Raw genomic sequence first — 17,167 nt, 5'->3', positions numbered from 1 at the left:
TGGCATTTTGTGTAGCTCATCTGCCGCCGGATGGCGAATCAGAATGGCAGTTTCATACCCGCTGGCAAATTCATGCCGGCGGTCATGCCGCCCATTTTTTCCTGGCTGTTGGCTTCGATCTTGCGCACGGCGTCGTTGACGGCGGCGGCAACCACGGCTTCCAGCATTTCTTTGTCGTCTTCACTCAGGCCTTCGACCAGGCTTGGGTCGATGCTCACGCTTTTCACGTCGTGACGACCGGTCATCACCACGGTGACCATATCGCCACCGGCCTTACCGGTGACTTCAGCGTTGGCCAGTTCTTCCTGCATCTTGGCCATTTTTTCCTGCATCTGCTGTGCCTGCTTCATCAGGCCGGCCATGCCACCTTTCATCATGGTAATCACCTCAAAAGTACTTGGATCAAAACAGCGCCCGGTGGTTAAGACCGAGCGCCTTCAGTTATTAGCCTTGGGCGACCAAGGCGTCGACAGGTTCAATAGTATCGTGTCGCACGACCGCGCCGAACTGCTGGACCATCTGCTGGATGAACGGATCGCCGTGGATCGACTCCTCCGCTTCGCGCTGACGGTTGGCTCGGCGACGGGACGCGGCCTGGGCCGGGGTTTCCTGCTCGGGCTTGATCAGTTCGATGGTCAGGCTCAGTGTGCGGCCGTGGAACTGGTTCAACGCATCGTTGAGACGTCGCTGTTGCGTGGCGTTGAACAGTGCGCTGTGGGCCGGGTCCAGGTGCATCAACCAATGGTCGCCATCGACCGCGATCAGCGTGCAGTTGGCGGCGATGCTGCCGGTCATGCCGGAGATCGGCAGTTTCGGGAACAGCTCCAGCCATTGCAACGCCAGACCGGTGGCGGGTGCCGCGGCAGGTTCCGGCTCGGGTTCCGGCGCCGGTTCAGAGGCGTGTTCACTGGCCAGTTCGTCGAGGTAGCTGTAGGCCGAATCCATGTCCGGCTCGATGTAGTCCTCGTCCAGCGGCGGCTCGTCGTCCATCTCCATGCCCGGAGTGGCGGCGTCGACGTCAGCGACCGACGGCTCGGGGATCGGCGCAGCGGCCCACTCGGGTGCGTCCGGCACGACGCTGTCCGGGGTCGGCAGCGGCATCGGTGGCAGCTCGGGCTGCTCGGCGGCGGTTTCCAGCACCGGCTCGACAGCGGGTTGCTGCGCAGGCTCGGGCTCTGGTTCTACCGGATCGTTCCATGGCAAGTCGACAACGGCTTCGACGGCGACAGGCTCTGGCTCGGGTTCCGGTTCCGGTTCCGGCTCTGGTTCAGCGGCAACCACTGGCTCGGGAGCCGGTGCAGGCTCGACCACTGGCGCAGGCGTCGGCGCTGGCGCAACAGCCGCAGCGACCACCGGCGCAGCTTTAGGCGCGGCAGCCACGGAGTTTGCGGAATCAACTGTGGCCTGGCTGATCCCCACTGGCTTTAGCGGTTGCCTCGGGGCATCCGCGGTGTCGGCAGGCCTGAAGGCCAGCATCCGCAACAGCACCATTTCGAAACCGCCACGCGGGTCCGGCGCCAGCGGCAAGTCACGACGACCGATCAAGCCCATCTGGTAATAGAACTGCACGTCTTCGGCCGGCAAGGCTTGAGCCAGTGCCAACACGCGATCGCGGTCGCCATGGCCGTTGTCGACACCTTCCGGCAGTGCCTGAGCGATGGCCACGCGGTGCAGCACGTTGAGAATTTCCGAGAGTACGCCATTCCAGTCCGGGCCTTGCTCGGCCAGATGACGCACGGCTTCGAGCAAAGCCTTGGCGTCGCCTTCAATCAACGAATGCAGCACGTCATAGACCTGACCGTGATCCAGCGTGCCGAGCATCGCCCGCACGTCGGTGGCCAGAACCTTGCCTTCACCGAAGGCAATCGCCTGATCGGTCAGGCTCATGGCATCACGCATCGAGCCGTCAGCGGCGCGACCCAGCAACCACAGCGCATCGTCTTCGAACGGCACGTTTTCGGCGCTGAGGACGTGGGTCAAATGCTCGACCACACGCTCAGGCGTCATGTTCTTCAGTGAGAACTGCAGGCAGCGCGACAAAATCGTTGCCGGAAGTTTCTGCGGGTCAGTGGTCGCCAGAATAAATTTGACGTAGGGCGGCGGCTCTTCGAGGGTTTTCAACAGCGCATTGAAGGAATGGCTGGAGAGCATGTGCACTTCGTCGATCAGGTAGACCTTGAAGCGCCCACGACTCGGCGCGTACTGCACGTTGTCGAGCAGCTCGCGAGTGTCTTCAACCTTGGTGCGGCTCGCGGCGTCGATCTCGATCAGGTCGACAAAACGGCCTTCGTCGATTTCGCGGCACACCGAACATTCGCCGCAAGGGCTGGAAGTGATACCTGTCTCACAGTTCAGGCATTTGGCAATGATCCGCGCAATCGTGGTCTTACCCACCCCGCGCGTACCGGTGAACAGGTACGCGTGGTGCAGCCGCTGGCTGTCCAAGGCATTGATCAGAGCCTTGAGCACATGGGTCTGGCCGACCATTTCGCGGAACGAGCGCGGACGCCATTTACGTGCAAGAACCTGATAACTCATCGAAAACCGTCGCAACGAAGGAAGCTGAAGCGGCTAATGCTAGCGGAGCAAGGGCAAAATTGCATCCGGTGTCCTTCGCTAATCTGGCTAAGCTGCATCAGCAGAGGCTTTTATCGGCTCGGGATCGTGAATTACCGGAGCGTTTATGCGTTGGGCCGTGGGGGCTTTGCTGGGGATCAGCCTGAGCGTGACGGCAGCGGAACCCCCGTTGCGCTTCGCCGTGGCCGACAGTTGGGCGATGCCGATGGTGCAACTGGAACGCGGCCGCCCGACCCAGGGCATTCTCTATGACATCATGCTCAGCCTCGCGACCCAGGTCGGCGTGCCGGCACAATTCAACGTCCTGCCCCGCACGCGCATACAGAGTGCCATGGAACACGGCGAGATCGATGTGCGCTGCTACGCCGCACAGTCGTGGCTGCCGAATCAGTCCGGGGATTACATCTGGAGCATTCCGTTGTTTTTTCAGCGCGACTTGCTGATCACTCGCCAGGATCAACCCGCCAGCGCCGATCCTGCCACCCTGCCCCTCCAGTCGATCGGCACAGTGCTCGGCTACAGCTATCCCACCCTGCAACCCCTGTTCGACGCCAATCGCCTGCAACGCGAAGATGCGCGCAATCAGGAACAAGTGCTGAACAAACTGCTGGCCGGGCGTTATCGCTACGCCGTGAGCAATCAGTGGACGCTGGACTGGTTCAACCAGCGCCTGGCACCCGAACAGCAACTGCAAGACGTCGCGGTGCTACAGGAGCAGAAAGTCGGTTGCTATGTGAGGAATGATCCGAAGGTGCCGGTGCAGCGGATTTTGCGCACGTTGCTGCGGATGAAAATGTCGGGGGAGATTGATGAGATTATTCGGCTCTATACCGGCAACTCCGAAAACACCCCATAACCTTTGTAGGAGTGAGCCTGCTCGCGATGCGGTGAGTCAGCCAACTCATCTCTGGCAGACTGGACGCCATCGCGAGCAGGCTCACTCCTACAGAGAATTTGTGTCGATCTGACAAATCGCAGACACAAAAAAACCGCAGTGGGCGAAACCCATGCAGTTCTGATTGAAGCGTTTGATGTTCATTAAGGTGGTGCCCCCACCAGCCACACCCCGGCACACAATGTTCCCGCTGTGGCTGCTGCCTTCCGGCTCTGACCAGGTTCACGGGTAATCGTTGCGGGGGGACCGATGGGGTCACCATAACGACGCTCACCTGTCGGCGAGCCGCGCCATTGTACCTATCTGAGGTGAAGTTACAACCGTTGGTTGTAGATAAAAAATATGAATGGCTTCAAGGACATAAAGATCGCAACCTGCGGCAGCTACTACAGGGTCAGAACCTCATCCGCCTTGCCGCCCGCGCGCTGGATCACCAGGTGAATGAAATGCAGCTTGGCAATCGCCGCTGCCGGCAGCACGAACGGATAGAAATCCGGCTGGCCCATGCTGCGTGACAGTTCGTTGAGCATCCCGGCCAGTTCGATCCACGCGTTGACGAACGACAGGAAGGCTTCGCCACCGGGATGCTCCGGATCGTAGAGCGTACTGGTCGGGAACGGCTGGTAGTCGAAGTCCATCTCCCGCGCGCTCATGCCAAAGCCCAGCGCGGTGTCCACCGCGTCCATCATGTGCAGGTAATGCGCCCAGGTTTCCGCCCAGTCTTCCCATGGGTGCATGGTCGCGTAAGCGCTGACGTACAGCTGTGGCCAGTCCAGCGGCGCGCCCTGCTGATAGTGACGATCCAGCGACTCGGCATAACTGGCGCGTTCATCGCCGAACAGGTTGCGGAATGATCCGAGCCACGGGCCGTTGGCAATCAGCCGATCCCAGTAATAGTGCCCGACCTCATGACGAAAATGCCCGAGCAGCGTGCGATAAGGCTCGTGCATCTGCGCCCTCACCTGCTCGCGATGGGCATCGTCGGCTTCTTTGATGTCGAGGGTGATCAGGCCGTTCGCGTGGCCGGTCATCGGCGCTTTGCCTTCGAGGTCGACGCCGATGAAGTCGAAGGCCAGTCCGGTTTCTTCATCCACGGTTTTCGGGATGACCTGCAAGCCGAGGGTGATCAGTTGCGCGACCAGACGACGCTTGGCGATCTCGACCTTACGCCAGCGTTCAGGGTTGTCCGGATCGGACAGGTCGGGGATGGTGCGATTGAGGCTACAGGCGATGCACAGGCTGTCATGGCCGTTGAACGGCAGCAGCCAGTTGCAGGCGGCAGGTGTGTCGAGGTTGGCGCAGCGGCGGAACAGCCCGGCATCGGGGTCGGCGTCGAGCGTCCAGGTGCCGTTCTGCGGGCCGGGTTGCAACGAGGTCAGGCGACTTTGTTCGGGTTGGTAGCCCAGCAAAGAATTGCAGGCCAGACACTGGCTGTTGCGAAAAAACAGCGACTGGCCGCAGCGGCACGGCCAGACTTTGCTGTTGCGTGAAGATTCGCCCATGAACGGTGCGACGATGCGAGAACTGAGCTGCTCGAAAAAGCGGTACATGGCGATCTCTCCCTGGGGCTTGCCAAGACTAGATCATTCCCATGACAACATCGTTCCCACTCATAACGGCGCTCCAGGGTGATAACACCATTGTGGCGAGGGGATTTAGCGAAACGTCGCACCGCCCCGACGGGTTGCGAAGCAGCCCCAAAACCTTACAACTCGGTCGAATCAGACAAACCGTGTGCTCAGATTTTACGACTGCTGCGCAGCCGGTCGGGGATAAATCCCCTCACCACAGGTTTTGGGTTTACCCAATGACTCAGACGGAGATGCCGTGGGTTTTGAGGAAGGCGATAAAGGCTTCTTCATCCATCACTTTCACACCCAACTCGTTGGCCTTGGTCAACTTCGACCCGGCGCCCGGACCGGCGACCACGCAATGAGTCTTGGCCGACACCGAACCCGCCACCTTGGCGCCGAGGCTTTCCAGGTGCTCCTTGGCGACATCACGGCTCATTAGCTCGACCTTGCCGGTCAGCACCCAGGTCTCGCCGGACAGCGGCAAACCTTCGACAACTTTTTTCTCGCTCTGCCAGTGCATGCCGAAATCACGCAGTTGTTTCTCGGCGCCCTCGGCAAGCTGACGATGCTCCGGCAGCGCAAAGAATTCACGCACCGAATTCGCCTGTTTCTCCGGCAACGCCTGACGCATGTCGAGCCAGTCGGCGTTCATTACCGCTTCCAGCGAGCCAAACTTGTCCGCGAGTTTCTGTGCGCCACCGGGGCCGACCGATGGAATGTGCAGCTTGTCGAGGAAGCCTCCCAGCGTGGTGCTGGCAGCGAATTCGGCGCCTAACTCACCCTGATCCTGAATCTGCAAACCATGACCGAGCAATTCGCTGATCACCTGCTGATTGTGCGCATCTTCAAAGAAGCTGTGAATCTCGTGCGCCACTTCCAGGCCAACATCCGGCAGGTAGGTCAGCACTTGCGGCAGAGCTTGCTGCACACGCTCCAGCGAACCCAATGAGCGCGCCAGCACCTTGGCTGTTTCTTCGCCGACATCAGGAATACCGAGGGCATAGATGAAACGTGCCAGGCCCGGCTTCTTGCTGTCGGCAATGGCTGCCAGCAGTTTGTTGCTGGAGACTTCGGCAAAGCCTTCCAGATCGACGATGTCGTCGAACTTCAGCGCGTACAGATCGGCCGGCGAACTGACCAGACCCTCGTCGACCAGTTGCTCGACGCTCTTGTCGCCGAGGCCTTCGATGTCCATCGCACGGCGCGACACGAAGTGGATGATCGCCTGCTTCAACTGCGCGCCGCAGGCCAGACGACCGACGCAGCGATACACCGCACCTTCGCTGACCGTTTCCTTGCCCTTGCTGCGCTTGATCAATTGCGTGCGCTCGACGTGCGAGCCGCACACCGGGCAATTCTCAGGAATTGCTACCGGCCGCGCATTTTCAGGGCGGCGCTCTGTGACCACTTGCACCACTTGCGGGATCACATCACCAGCGCGGCGAATGATCACGGTGTCGCCGATCATCAAGCCCAGCCGTGCGACTTCGTCCATGTTGTGCAGCGTGGCGTTGGCCACGGTGACGCCAGCCACCTTGACCGGTTTCAGACGCGCCACCGGGGTGACAGCGCCAGTGCGGCCGACCTGGAACTCCACATCGAGCAGCTCGGTGAGTTCTTCCATGGCCGGGAATTTATGCGCGATGGCCCAGCGCGGCTCGCGGGCGCGGAAGCCCAGCTCACGCTGATCGGCAATGCTGTTGACCTTGAACACCACGCCGTCGATTTCGTAGGCCAGCGAGTTGCGACGTTCGCCGATGTCGCGGTAGTAATCCAGGCATTCGCCAATGCCTTTGGCCAGTTTCAGTTCGTGACTGATCGGCATGCCCCACTTCTGCAACTGCTTGAGGTTGCCGATGTGGGTGTCGGAAATATCGTGAGAGACCTGACCGATGCCGTAGCAGCAGAATTCCAGCGGACGGTTGGCCGTAATCTTCGAATCCAGCTGACGCAGACTGCCCGCCGCCGCATTACGCGGGTTGGCGAAGGTCTTGCCGCCGACTTCCAGTTGCGACGCGTTCAAACGCTCGAAACCGGCCTTGGACATGAACACTTCGCCACGCACTTCCAGCGTCGCCGGCCAGCCTTCACCGTGCAGCTTCAGCGGAATGTTACGCACGGTGCGCACGTTGACGCTGATGTCTTCACCCGTGGTGCCATCGCCGCGGGTAGCGCCACGCACCAGCACACCGTCCTGATACAGCAGACTGACCGCCAGGCCATCAAGCTTCGGCTCACAGCTGTATTCCACCGCCGCGCCGCCACCGAACAGATCGCCGGCCGGCAGATCCAGACCTTCGGTCACGCGGCGATCGAACTCGCGCATGTCGGTTTCTTCGAAGGCGTTGCCGAGGCTGAGCATCGGCACTTCGTGACGCACCTGGGTGAAGGCGGTCAGCGCCACGCTGCCGACACGCTGAGTCGGAGAGTCGCTGGTGATCAGTTCCGGGTTGGCCGCTTCCAGCGCCTTGAGCTCGTGGAACAACCGGTCGTACTCGGCATCCGGAATGCTCGGCTCATCGAGAACATGGTAACGGTAGTTGTGCTGATCCAGCTCAGCGCGCAGCTCTAGAATGCGATTTTTGGCGGCGGTCATGGTGTTCTCTCATAAAGCAAAAGAGCAGCCGAGGCTGCTCAATCTATTTTGCCGATTGCCTCTTTATAGCGAGGCAATCTTTTCAATCAACGCTTCTGGGTCAGGGCGCGGCGTTCGAATTCGACGATGCGCTGACGGTAGTGCTCGATGGTCTGCGCGGTCAGGACGCTGCGCTGGTCATCTTTGAGCTCGCCGTTCAATTCCTGAGACAGCTTACGTGCCGCGGCCACCATCACGTCGAAGGCCTGCTTCGGATGACGCGGGCCTGGCAGGCCGAGGAAGAAGCTCACTGCCGGGGTGCTGAAATGGTCGATGTCATCCAGATCAAAGATGCCCGGCTTGACCGCATTGGCCATGGAGAACAGCACTTCACCGTTGCCAGCCATACTTTCGTGGCGGTGGAAAATGTCCATTTCGCCGAAACGCAGACCGCTTTCCAGAATGTTCTGCAACAGCGCCGGGCCTTTGAAGCCAGCGGCGTCGCGGCAGATCACGCTGATCACCAAGACTTCTTCAGCTTGTGGCTGATCCTTGTCGACCACGGCAGGCGAAGGCTTGCTGTCTTCGACGAAGTCATCGTCACGGCTGCTGAAGTTCGGGCCACCGTCCAGATCAAGATCCAGATTCAAGTCACCCTGGGCCGGACCGTTGCTGCCGCGCTTGCCACGCTTGGAGCCGGATTCGCGAGGCTCGCGTGCTTCGCGGGCCGGCATGCTCACCGACGGCAGATCGTGTTCGTCCAGTTGTGGCTCTTTATGTGTGTCCAGGACGCGGGCCGGGCCCAACAGCTCAGCGCTGGTGTCCTCGTCCGGCAGGTTGGACAGACTTCGGTCAAGACGGAACTTCAGTTTTCCCTTGCCGCCGCGCATACGGCGCCAGCCATCGAAAAGAATACCGGCAATCACAATGATGCCGATGACGATCAGCCACTCGCGCAGACCGATTTCCATGTAATCCCGTGCCTCTATAAAAAATGCTGAAAAATAAGGGGTTTACACTGTGCAAACCGCTTTAAAACGTGGCGCCAACTCTATGTTCTGACAGGCGTTTTGCCCACGTATACGAAAAATTGACATTAAACTAGCACGACCAAAGACAACTTTACACCGTCTGTCTCATTGGCTTGCGCGAATATGTCGATTGGCCAGCAAGTCGAAGCCAGTAAAAAAGTCCTACAAACCCCTAATACCTTTCCGACACGACGCTGACTCAGGCGTCCACCATCGCCATCGCCTCCTCGACATCCACGGCTACCAGTCGCGAACAACCCGGTTCATGCATCGTTACCCCCATCAACTGCTCGGCCATTTCCATGGCGATCTTGTTGTGGGTGATATAGATGAACTGCACGGTCTGCGACATCTCTTTAACCAATCGTGCGTAGCGTCCAACGTTAGCGTCATCCAGTGGTGCGTCAACTTCATCGAGCATGCAGAACGGCGCCGGATTCAATTTGAAGATGGCAAAAACCAGTGCCAGTGCGGTCAGGGCTTTTTCCCCGCCGGAGAGCAAATGGATGGTGCTGTTCTTCTTTCCTGGCGGCTGCGCCATGATCGTTACCCCTGTATCGAGTAGATCTTCGCCCGTCAGTTCCAAATACGCCCGTCCACCACCGAAAACTTTTGGAAAAAGTGCCTGTAAACCGCCATTGATCTGATCAAAGGTATCTTTGAAACGGTTACGGGTTTCCTTGTCGATCTTGCGGATGACGTTTTCCAGCGTCTCCAGTGCTTCCACCAGATCGGCGTTCTGAGCATCCAGATAACGCTTACGCTCGGATTGTTGCGTGTATTCGTCGATGGCCGCGAGGTTGATCGCACCCAGGCGTTGAATCCGCGCATTGATCCGTTCGAGTTCTTCTTCGGCTTCGCGTTCACTGGCCTGCGCCGTCAATGTCGCGAGCACGCCATTGAGATCGTAGCCGTCTTCCAGCAGTTGATCCTGCAAAGCCTTGCGGCGCACGGTCAGGGCTTGCCATTCCATGCGTTGCTGTTCGAGCTGACCACGGATCAGTTGCGATTGCTGCTCGGCCTGAGTCCGGCGTTTTTCCGCGTCGCGCAGTTCGCGATCGGCATCTTCCAGGGCGATCTGCGCGGTCTTGAGTTCTTCGTCGACGGTCATGCGCTTGTCGAGCAGCTCTTCGAGTTTCAGGCGCAGCTCTTCCAGCGGTGCCTCGCCCTCCTCCAGATTGAGACTCAACTGTTCGCGCTTTTCAGTCAGACGTTCGGACTGCATTTCCAGACGTTCCAGCGCCTGGCGCGTGGAGTCGTGCTGCGCGCGCAACGAGCCGAGACGCACGGCCAACTGATGCGCGTGATCCTTGTGCTGCCGCGCTTCCTGACGCACGCGATCGAGGCGCTCGCGCAGGCTATCGCGCTGGGCCAGCAGCAACTCGCGCTGCTCGGTGTCCAGCGCCATGGCGTCGAGGGCTTCCTGCAATTGCATGCGCGCTTCGCCGATGTGTTCGTGCTCAAGTGCGCGCTGCTCGCCGAGCTCGACCAGCTCCTCATCGAGGCGAGTACGACGCAGCGTCAGTTGTTCGGCCTTGGCCTTGCCGGCGGACAACTGCGCTTTCAACTCGCCTTGCTGGCGGGCTTCGTCTTGCAGCAAACGACGCAAATGTTCGCGACCGTTTTCCTGCTGACGCTGTTGCGCACGCAGGGTTTGCAAACGGGTTTCCATGGCCTCGACCGTGGCTTCACGCTCTTCACGTTCGAGATGCAGCGCTTCGATTTCCTGGCCACGAGCAAGCATGCCGCTCTCCGCTTCACTGGCGCGACGCACGCGCAGGAAATGCCGGCCGACCCAGTAACCATCGCGGCTGATCAGACTCTGGCCGGCACTCAACTGACCGCGCAAGGCCAGCGCCTGCTCCAGACTGTCGACCGGTTTGACCTGACCGAGCCATGGCGACAGATCGATCTGCGCCTCGACCTTGTCCAGCAAACTGCCCGCCACTCGCACGCCGTCGTTGCCGGGGCTGAGCAGGCGCAAATCGCCCTGGGTGAAACCGGACAAATCGAAACCGCTGAAATCATCCACCAGCACCGCTTGCAGATCGGCGCCGAGCACGGTTTCCACCGCCAGCTCCCAACCCGCTTCCACCTTCAGGCCTTCGGCCAGACGCGGACGTTCAGCAAGGTTGTGTTCCTTCAGCCATTCGGCGGTGCCGGTGCCTGGATCGAGCGCGGCCTGCTGCAAGGCTTCAAGCGATGCGAGGCGACCGTTGAGGCGCTGCAAATCGCCCTGCGCCTGTTGCTGCGCGGTCAACGCTTGCTGCAACTCCTGACGCAGTTGTTCGAGCTTTTCGACCTGCGCTTCTTCGCTGGTCTGCAAATCTTCAAGGGTCGCTTCGGACTCGGCGAGCTGCTCGTTGAGCTCCATGATCGCCGCGTCTTCGGGATCGGCCGAGAGCAGCGCGCGCTCTTCGCCGAGACGTTTCTGCCGATCAGCCAGGCGCTCCATGCTGGTTTCCAGTTGCTGGATGCGCGACTGCTGCACTTCGGCCTGACGACGCGGTTCGGCGGCGGTCAGGTTGAACGTGTCCCACTGCTCCTGCCAGCCATGCATGACGGATTCGGAATCTTCCAGCGCAGCGGCAGCTTCTTCGGCGGCGGCGCTGGTGATTTCCTGCTCGGGGGTGAGCATGTCCAGCTCTTCGCCAAGGGTCAGCAGCAAGGTGCGGTCGTGACCAAGGTGCGATTCGGTTTCCAGGCGCGCGCGCTCGGCTTCTTTCAGATCGTCCTGCAACTGACGCAAGCGTTGCTGGCCGTGCTGGATGCTCTGCTCGACCCGGGCGATGTCGCCGCCGACCGAATAGAAGCGCCCTTGCACCAGATTAAAGCGCTCCGACAGATCGTGGTGCCCGTCGCGCAGGCGCTCGATGGCCGCATCGGCGTTACGTTGCTCGGCGACCAGCGCTTCGAAACTGACTTCCTGAGTGCCGATGATCGACTCGCGCTGGCCGACCTGATCGTTCAGATCCTGCCAGCGCAGCGCCGACAATTGCGCCTTGAGCTGACGCTCTTCGGCTTTGAATTCCTGATACTTCTTCGCCGCCTCGGCCTGACGGTGCAAGCGTTCGAGTTGACGCTCAAGTTCGTCGCGCAGGTCGGTCAGACGGGCGAGGTTTTCGTGGGTGCGGCGGATACGGTTTTCGGTCTCGCGCCGGCGTTCCTTGTACTTGGAGATGCCCGCCGCTTCTTCGATGAAGTTACGCAGATCTTCGGGCTTGGACTCGATCAGCTTGGAGATCATCCCCTGCTCGATGATCGAGTAGCTGCGCGGGCCGAGGCCGGTGCCGAGGAAGATGTCGGTGATGTCACGACGACGGCATTTGGTGCCGTTGAGGTAATAAGTGGTCTGGCTGTCGCGGGTGACTTTGCGGCGAATGGAAATCTCCGCGTAGGCCGCGTATTCGCCCAGCAGCGTGCCATCGGAGTTGTCGAATACCAGTTCGATGCTCGCCTGACTCACCGGTTTGCGGCTGGTCGAGCCGTTGAAGATGACGTCGGTCATCGACTCGCCACGCAGGTTTTTCGCCGAACTTTCGCCCATCACCCAGCGCACGGCGTCGATGATGTTCGACTTGCCGCAACCGTTCGGCCCGACGACCGCCGCCATGTTACTGGGGAAGTTCACCGTGGTCGGGTCGACGAAGGATTTGAATCCCGCCAGTTTGATGCACTTGAGCCGCACGCTTAGGCAACCGTCAGGGCAGACACCACCAGATCGCAACTGCGCTGGGCGTAAGCCGTCAACACGATGCGGATCTGCGGCAAATCACGGGCAAGCACAGCGGCCAGCAGACGTTCGAACAGTTCGAGGAACTCGCTCATCTCGGCCTTGCGCTGTTCGAGGGCGAGGAAGTACGCGCGGCTCATGGCCGGCTGCAGGTTCTCGACGGTCTCTTGCAGGTACGGATTGTTGGCGAACGGATAGGCGGCGCGCATCACGGCGAAGCTGTCGTCGACAAACGCGCGGATGTCCTGACGCTCGTAGCTGGCGGTGAGGCGCTGCTGGATCTGCACGAACGGCGCCATGTCCGACTGCGTCTGCCAGCCATTGGCCACCGCGTTGCCGAGCAGGATGTACAGCTCGCTCATCAGCGTGCACAGGCTCTGCACCTTGTGCGCCGTCAGCTCAGTGACGTGCGCGCCACGGCGCGGCAGGATCGCGATCAGGTGGCGGCGTTCGAGGATCAGCAAGGCTTCGCGGACCGATCCGCGGCTGACATTCAATGCCAGCGTGACCTTCTGTTCCTGGATGCGCTCTCCCGGCTTCATTTCGCCACGAATGATGCGTTCGGCGAGGTGGTGAGCAATTTGCTCGGCGAGGCTGTCCGGCGCCTTGAACGTCATGGTTGTCCTTCAAACTCTATCGATCTGCACAAGCGGCGCAGTGTAGCGCAAATGCACGGTCATGGCGGAGTGCCCACTCAGCGGTTTTTGGCACGATTCCCGCAACTTTCTATAGAAAAACAAACAAAAAACCAGGTGACTCAATGAGGGTCAATACTGAATAGACACGTTGTGGATCGACGAAATGCATTTTCTTGACCTTTAAGTCAGAAAACCATTGACCGAAAAGTCAGAGCTGCTAAATTCGGCTCACGTCGGTTAACAACAATAATGAGTCTGCGAGGCCTTCCGTGATCCAGTTTTTACTTAACCAGGAACTCCGTAGCGAGCACGCCCTGGACCCGAATCTGACTGTGCTCAATTACCTGCGCGAACACGTGGGCAAATCCGGTACCAAAGAAGGTTGCGCCAGCGGTGACTGCGGCGCCTGCACCGTGGTGGTCGGCGAGTTGCAAACGGATGACGATGGTCGCGAACACATTCGCTATCGCAGCCTCAACTCGTGCCTGACGTTCGTTTCGTCGCTGCACGGCAAACAACTGATCAGCGTCGAAGATCTCAAGCACAAAGGCGAACTGCACAGCGTGCAGAAAGCCATGGTCGAGTGCCACGGCTCGCAGTGCGGGTTCTGCACCCCCGGTTTCGTCATGTCGCTGTTCGCCCTGCAAAAGAACAGCGATGCACCGGATCAGGCCAAAGCCCACGAAGCGCTGGCCGGCAACCTCTGCCGCTGCACCGGCTACCGGCCGATTCTGGCCGCTGCCGAACAATCGTGTTGCGGCAAACAGCCGGATCAGTTCGACGCCCGCGAAGCCGACACCATCGCCCGCCTCAAAGCCATTGCCCCGACCGATATCGGCGAACTCAACAGCGGTGACAAACGCTGCCTGGTGCCGCTGACCGTGGCCGATCTGGCTGACCTCTACGACGCTTACCCGCAAGCCCGGCTGCTGGCCGGCGGCACCGATCTGGCACTGGAAGTCACGCAGTTCCACCGCACCCTGCCGGTGATGATCTACGTCGGCAACGTCGCGGAAATGAAGCGCATCGACAGCTTCGACGACCGTATCGAAATTGGTGCCGCCACCGCCCTCTCCGACTGCTACGAAGCGCTGAACGCCGAGTACCCGGACTTCGGCGAACTGCTGCACCGCTTCGCCTCTCTGCAAATCCGCAACCAGGGCACCCTCGGCGGCAACATCGGCAACGCCTCGCCGATCGGTGATTCGCCACCGCTGCTGATCGCCCTCGGCGCACAAATCGTGCTGTGCAAGGGTGAAACCCGGCGCACGTTGAACCTTGAGGACTACTTCATCGATTACCGCGTCACCGCGCGTCAGGAAAGCGAGTTCATCGAGAAAATCATCGTCCCGCGTGCCAGCGCCGAGCAGCTGTTCCGCGCCTATAAAGTCTCGAAACGCCTGGATGACGACATCTCCGCCGTCTGCGCCGCGTTCAACCTGCGCATCGAAAACGGTGTGATCAGCGATGCCCGTGTCGCCTTCGGCGGCATGGCCGCGATTCCGAAACGCGCCGCCCATTGCGAAGCCGTGCTGCTCGGCCAGCCGTTCAACAACGCTGTGGTCGAACGCGCCTGCGCCGCACTGGCCGAAGACTTCACGCCGCTCTCGGACTTCCGCGCCAGCAAGGAATATCGCCTGCTCAGCGCGCAGAACCTGCTGCGCAAATACTTCATCGAACTGCAAACACCGCACATCGAGACTCGGGTGACCGCTTATGTCTAACCATCACGCCGTAGAGAAGACCCAAGCTGAATTGGCCGAGCTGTTCGCCCAGGACCTGACCACCGGTGTCGGCCGCAGCGTCAAGCACGACAGCGCCGCCAAGCACGTGTCCGGTGAAGCGCAGTACATCGATGACCGGCTCGAATTCCCGAATCAGTTGCACCTGTACGCACGCATGTCGGACCGCGCCCACGCGAAAATCATCAGCATCGACACCAAGCCCTGCTACGCCTTCGAAGGCGTGCGCATCGCCATCACCCACGAGGACGTGCCGGGCCTGAAAGACATCGGCCCGCTGATGCCCGGCGACCCGCTGCTGGCGATCGACGACGTGCAGTTCGTCGGTCAACCGGTGCTGGCCGTGGCGGCGAAAGATCTGGAAACCGCACGCAAAGCGGCGATGGCCGCGATCATCGAATACGAAGATCTCGAGCCGGTGCTGGACGTGGTCGAAGCCCTGCGCAAACGCCACTTCGTGCTCGACAGCCACACCCATCAACGTGGTGATTCAGCCGGTGCTTTGGCCACTGCCGAACACCGTATTCAAGGCACGCTGCACATCGGCGGTCAGGAACACTTTTACCTGGAGACGCAGATTTCCTCGGTGATGCCGACCGAAGACGGCGGCATGATCGTCTACTGCTCGACGCAGAACCCGACCGAAGTGCAGAAACTGGTCGCCGAAGTGCTCGACGTTTCGATGAACAAGATCGTTGTCGACATGCGCCGCATGGGCGGCGGTTTTGGTGGCAAGGAAACTCAGGCCGCCAGCCCGGCATGCCTGTGCGCAGTGGTCGCGCACCTCACCGGTCAGCCGACCAAGATGCGCCTTCCGCGCGTTGAAGACATGCTGATGACCGGCAAGCGTCACCCGTTCTACGTCGAGTACGACGTCGGTTTCGACAGCACCGGGCGCCTGCACGGGATCAACATGGACCTGGCCGGCAACTGCGGCTGCTCGCCGGACTTGTCCGCATCGATCGTTGACCGGGCGATGTTCCACTCGGACAACTCGTACTACCTCGGCGACGCGACCATCAACGGTCATCGCTGCAAAACCAACACCGCCTCGAACACCGCTTACCGTGGTTTCGGTGGCCCGCAAGGGATGGTCGCCATCGAAGAAGTGATGGACGCAATTGCCCGTCATCTCAACCTTGATCCGCTGGCCGTGCGCAAGGCCAACTACTACGGCAAGACCGAGCGCAACGTCACGCACTATTACCAAACCGTCGAGCACAACATGCTCGAAGAGATGACCGCCGAACTGGAAGAAAGCAGCCAGTACGCCGAGCGCCGCGAAGCGATCCGCCGCTACAACGCCAATAGCCCGATCCTGAAAAAAGGCCTGGCGCTGACACCGGTGAAATTCGGCATTTCCTTCACCGCCAGCTTCTTGAACCAGGCCGGTGCACTGATCCACATCTACACCGACGGCAGCATCCACCTGAACCACGGCGGCACGGAGATGGGCCAGGGCCTCAACACCAAGGTCGCGCAGGTTGTGGCCGAAGTGTTCCAGGTCGAAATCGACCGCGTGCAGATCACCGCGACCAACACCGACAAGGTGCCGAACACCTCGCCGACGGCGGCGTCCAGCGGTGCTGACTTGAACGGTAAAGCGGCGCAGAACGCGGCGGAAATCATCAAGAAGCGTCTGGTCGAATTCGCTGCACGCCACTTCAAAGTCACTGAAGAAGACGTTGAATTCCACAACGGCCACGTGCGCGTTCGCGACCACATTCTGACCTTCGAAGCGCTGATCCAGCAGGCGTATTTCAATCAGGTCTCACTGTCGAGCACCGGGTTCTACAAGACCCCGAAAATCTATTACGACCGTAGCCAGGCCCGTGGCCGCCCGTTCTACTACTTCGCGTTTGGCGCGGCGTGCTGCGAAGTGATCGTCGACACCCTGACCGGCGAGTACAAGATGCTGCGCACCGACATCCTTCACGACGTCGGCGCCTCGCTGAACCCGTCCATCGATATCGGTCAGGTGGAAGGGGGGTTCGTCCAGGGCATGGGCTGGCTGACCATGGAAGAGCTGGTCTGGAACAACAAAGGCAAGCTGATGACCAACGGCCCGGCCAGCTACAAGATCCCGGCCGTGGCGGACATGCCGCTGGACTTGCGGGTGAAGCTGGTGGAAAACCGCAAGAACCCGGAAGACACGGTGTTCCATTCCAAGGCTGTCGGTGAGCCACCGTTCATGCTCGGGATTGCCGCGTGGTGTGCGATCAAGGACGCCGTGGCGAGCCTCGGCGACTACAAACATCAACCGAAAATCGACGCGCCAGCGACGCCGGAGCGGGTGTTGTGGGGGTGTGAGCAGATGCGCCAGTTGAAAGCGGTGAAAGCCGTCGAAGTCGAGTCAGAAGTAGTGGTTTGATCGTTCCCACGCTCTGCGTGGGAATGCAGCC

General features: G+C 60.3%; 10 protein-coding genes and 1 other RNA gene. 3 read left to right on the top strand and 8 right to left on the bottom strand.

The features are described from left to right. Nucleotides 1-38 precede the first annotated feature (38 nt). A complete protein-coding gene (locus tag ACA074_RS09205) occupies nt 39-377 on the bottom strand; it encodes a YbaB/EbfC family nucleoid-associated protein (RefSeq protein ID WP_042558527.1) in 339 nt (112 codons plus the stop codon). 67 nt (nt 378-444) lie between these two features. Beyond that, on the bottom strand, nt 445-2,538 hold the full coding sequence (gene dnaX / locus ACA074_RS09200; protein WP_497678822.1) for a DNA polymerase III subunit gamma/tau: 2,094 nt from the start codon (nt 2,536-2,538) through the stop codon (nt 445-447). A 145-nt stretch (nt 2,539-2,683) separates the two neighbouring features. Between dnaX and ACA074_RS09195 the strand changes: the two genes are divergently transcribed. After that, nucleotides 2,684-3,433: a substrate-binding periplasmic protein gene (locus ACA074_RS09195; RefSeq protein WP_497678821.1), complete on the top strand. Its 750-nt coding sequence runs from the start codon at nt 2,684-2,686 to the stop codon at nt 3,431-3,433. A 194-nt stretch (nt 3,434-3,627) separates the two neighbouring features. On the opposite strand, the gene ffs is transcribed toward ACA074_RS09195, so the two are convergent. The 6 genes from ffs to ACA074_RS09165 all read right to left on the bottom strand — a co-directional run bounded on the left by ffs (nt 3,628) and on the right by ACA074_RS09165 (nt 13,002). Continuing rightward, nucleotides 3,628-3,724: signal recognition particle sRNA small type (gene ffs / locus ACA074_RS09190), an RNA gene on the bottom strand. A 134-nt stretch (nt 3,725-3,858) separates the two neighbouring features. Continuing rightward, complete coding sequence (locus ACA074_RS09185) at nt 3,859-5,022, bottom strand: zinc-binding metallopeptidase family protein (RefSeq protein WP_497678820.1); 1,164 nt, start codon at nt 5,020-5,022, stop codon at nt 3,859-3,861. Nucleotides 5,023-5,284: 262 nt separating this feature from the next. After that, nucleotides 5,285-7,642: an NAD-dependent DNA ligase LigA gene (gene ligA / locus ACA074_RS09180; protein ID WP_497678819.1), complete on the bottom strand. Its 2,358-nt coding sequence runs from the start codon at nt 7,640-7,642 to the stop codon at nt 5,285-5,287. Between the two features lie 86 nt (nt 7,643-7,728). Further along, the gene (gene zipA, locus ACA074_RS09175) at nt 7,729-8,592 is read right to left on the bottom strand and encodes a cell division protein ZipA (protein WP_489878665.1); all 864 of its coding nucleotides are present in this window, start codon (nt 8,590-8,592) and stop codon (nt 7,729-7,731) included. 259 nt (nt 8,593-8,851) lie between these two features. After that, a complete protein-coding gene (smc, locus tag ACA074_RS09170; protein ID WP_497678818.1) occupies nt 8,852-12,340 on the bottom strand; it encodes a chromosome segregation protein SMC in 3,489 nt (1,162 codons plus the stop codon). 2 nt (nt 12,341-12,342) lie between these two features. Next, entirely contained in the window at nt 12,343-13,002 is a 660-nt protein-coding gene (locus ACA074_RS09165) for a GntR family transcriptional regulator (RefSeq protein WP_489878663.1), read from the bottom strand. 290 nt (nt 13,003-13,292) lie between these two features. Between ACA074_RS09165 and xdhA the strand changes: the two genes are divergently transcribed. Then, nucleotides 13,293-14,747: a xanthine dehydrogenase small subunit gene (gene xdhA, locus ACA074_RS09160; RefSeq protein WP_187680665.1), complete on the top strand. Its 1,455-nt coding sequence runs from the start codon at nt 13,293-13,295 to the stop codon at nt 14,745-14,747. Next, a complete protein-coding gene (xdhB, locus tag ACA074_RS09155) occupies nt 14,740-17,136 on the top strand; it encodes a xanthine dehydrogenase molybdopterin binding subunit (RefSeq protein WP_187680664.1) in 2,397 nt (798 codons plus the stop codon). Before xdhA ends, xdhB begins: the two co-directional genes overlap by 8 nt. Nucleotides 17,137-17,167 lie beyond the last annotated feature (31 nt).

The sequence above is a fragment of the Pseudomonas sp. LBUM1655 genome, from assembly GCF_059716085.1.
This window is presented reverse-complemented; position numbering and strand designations above follow the sequence as displayed.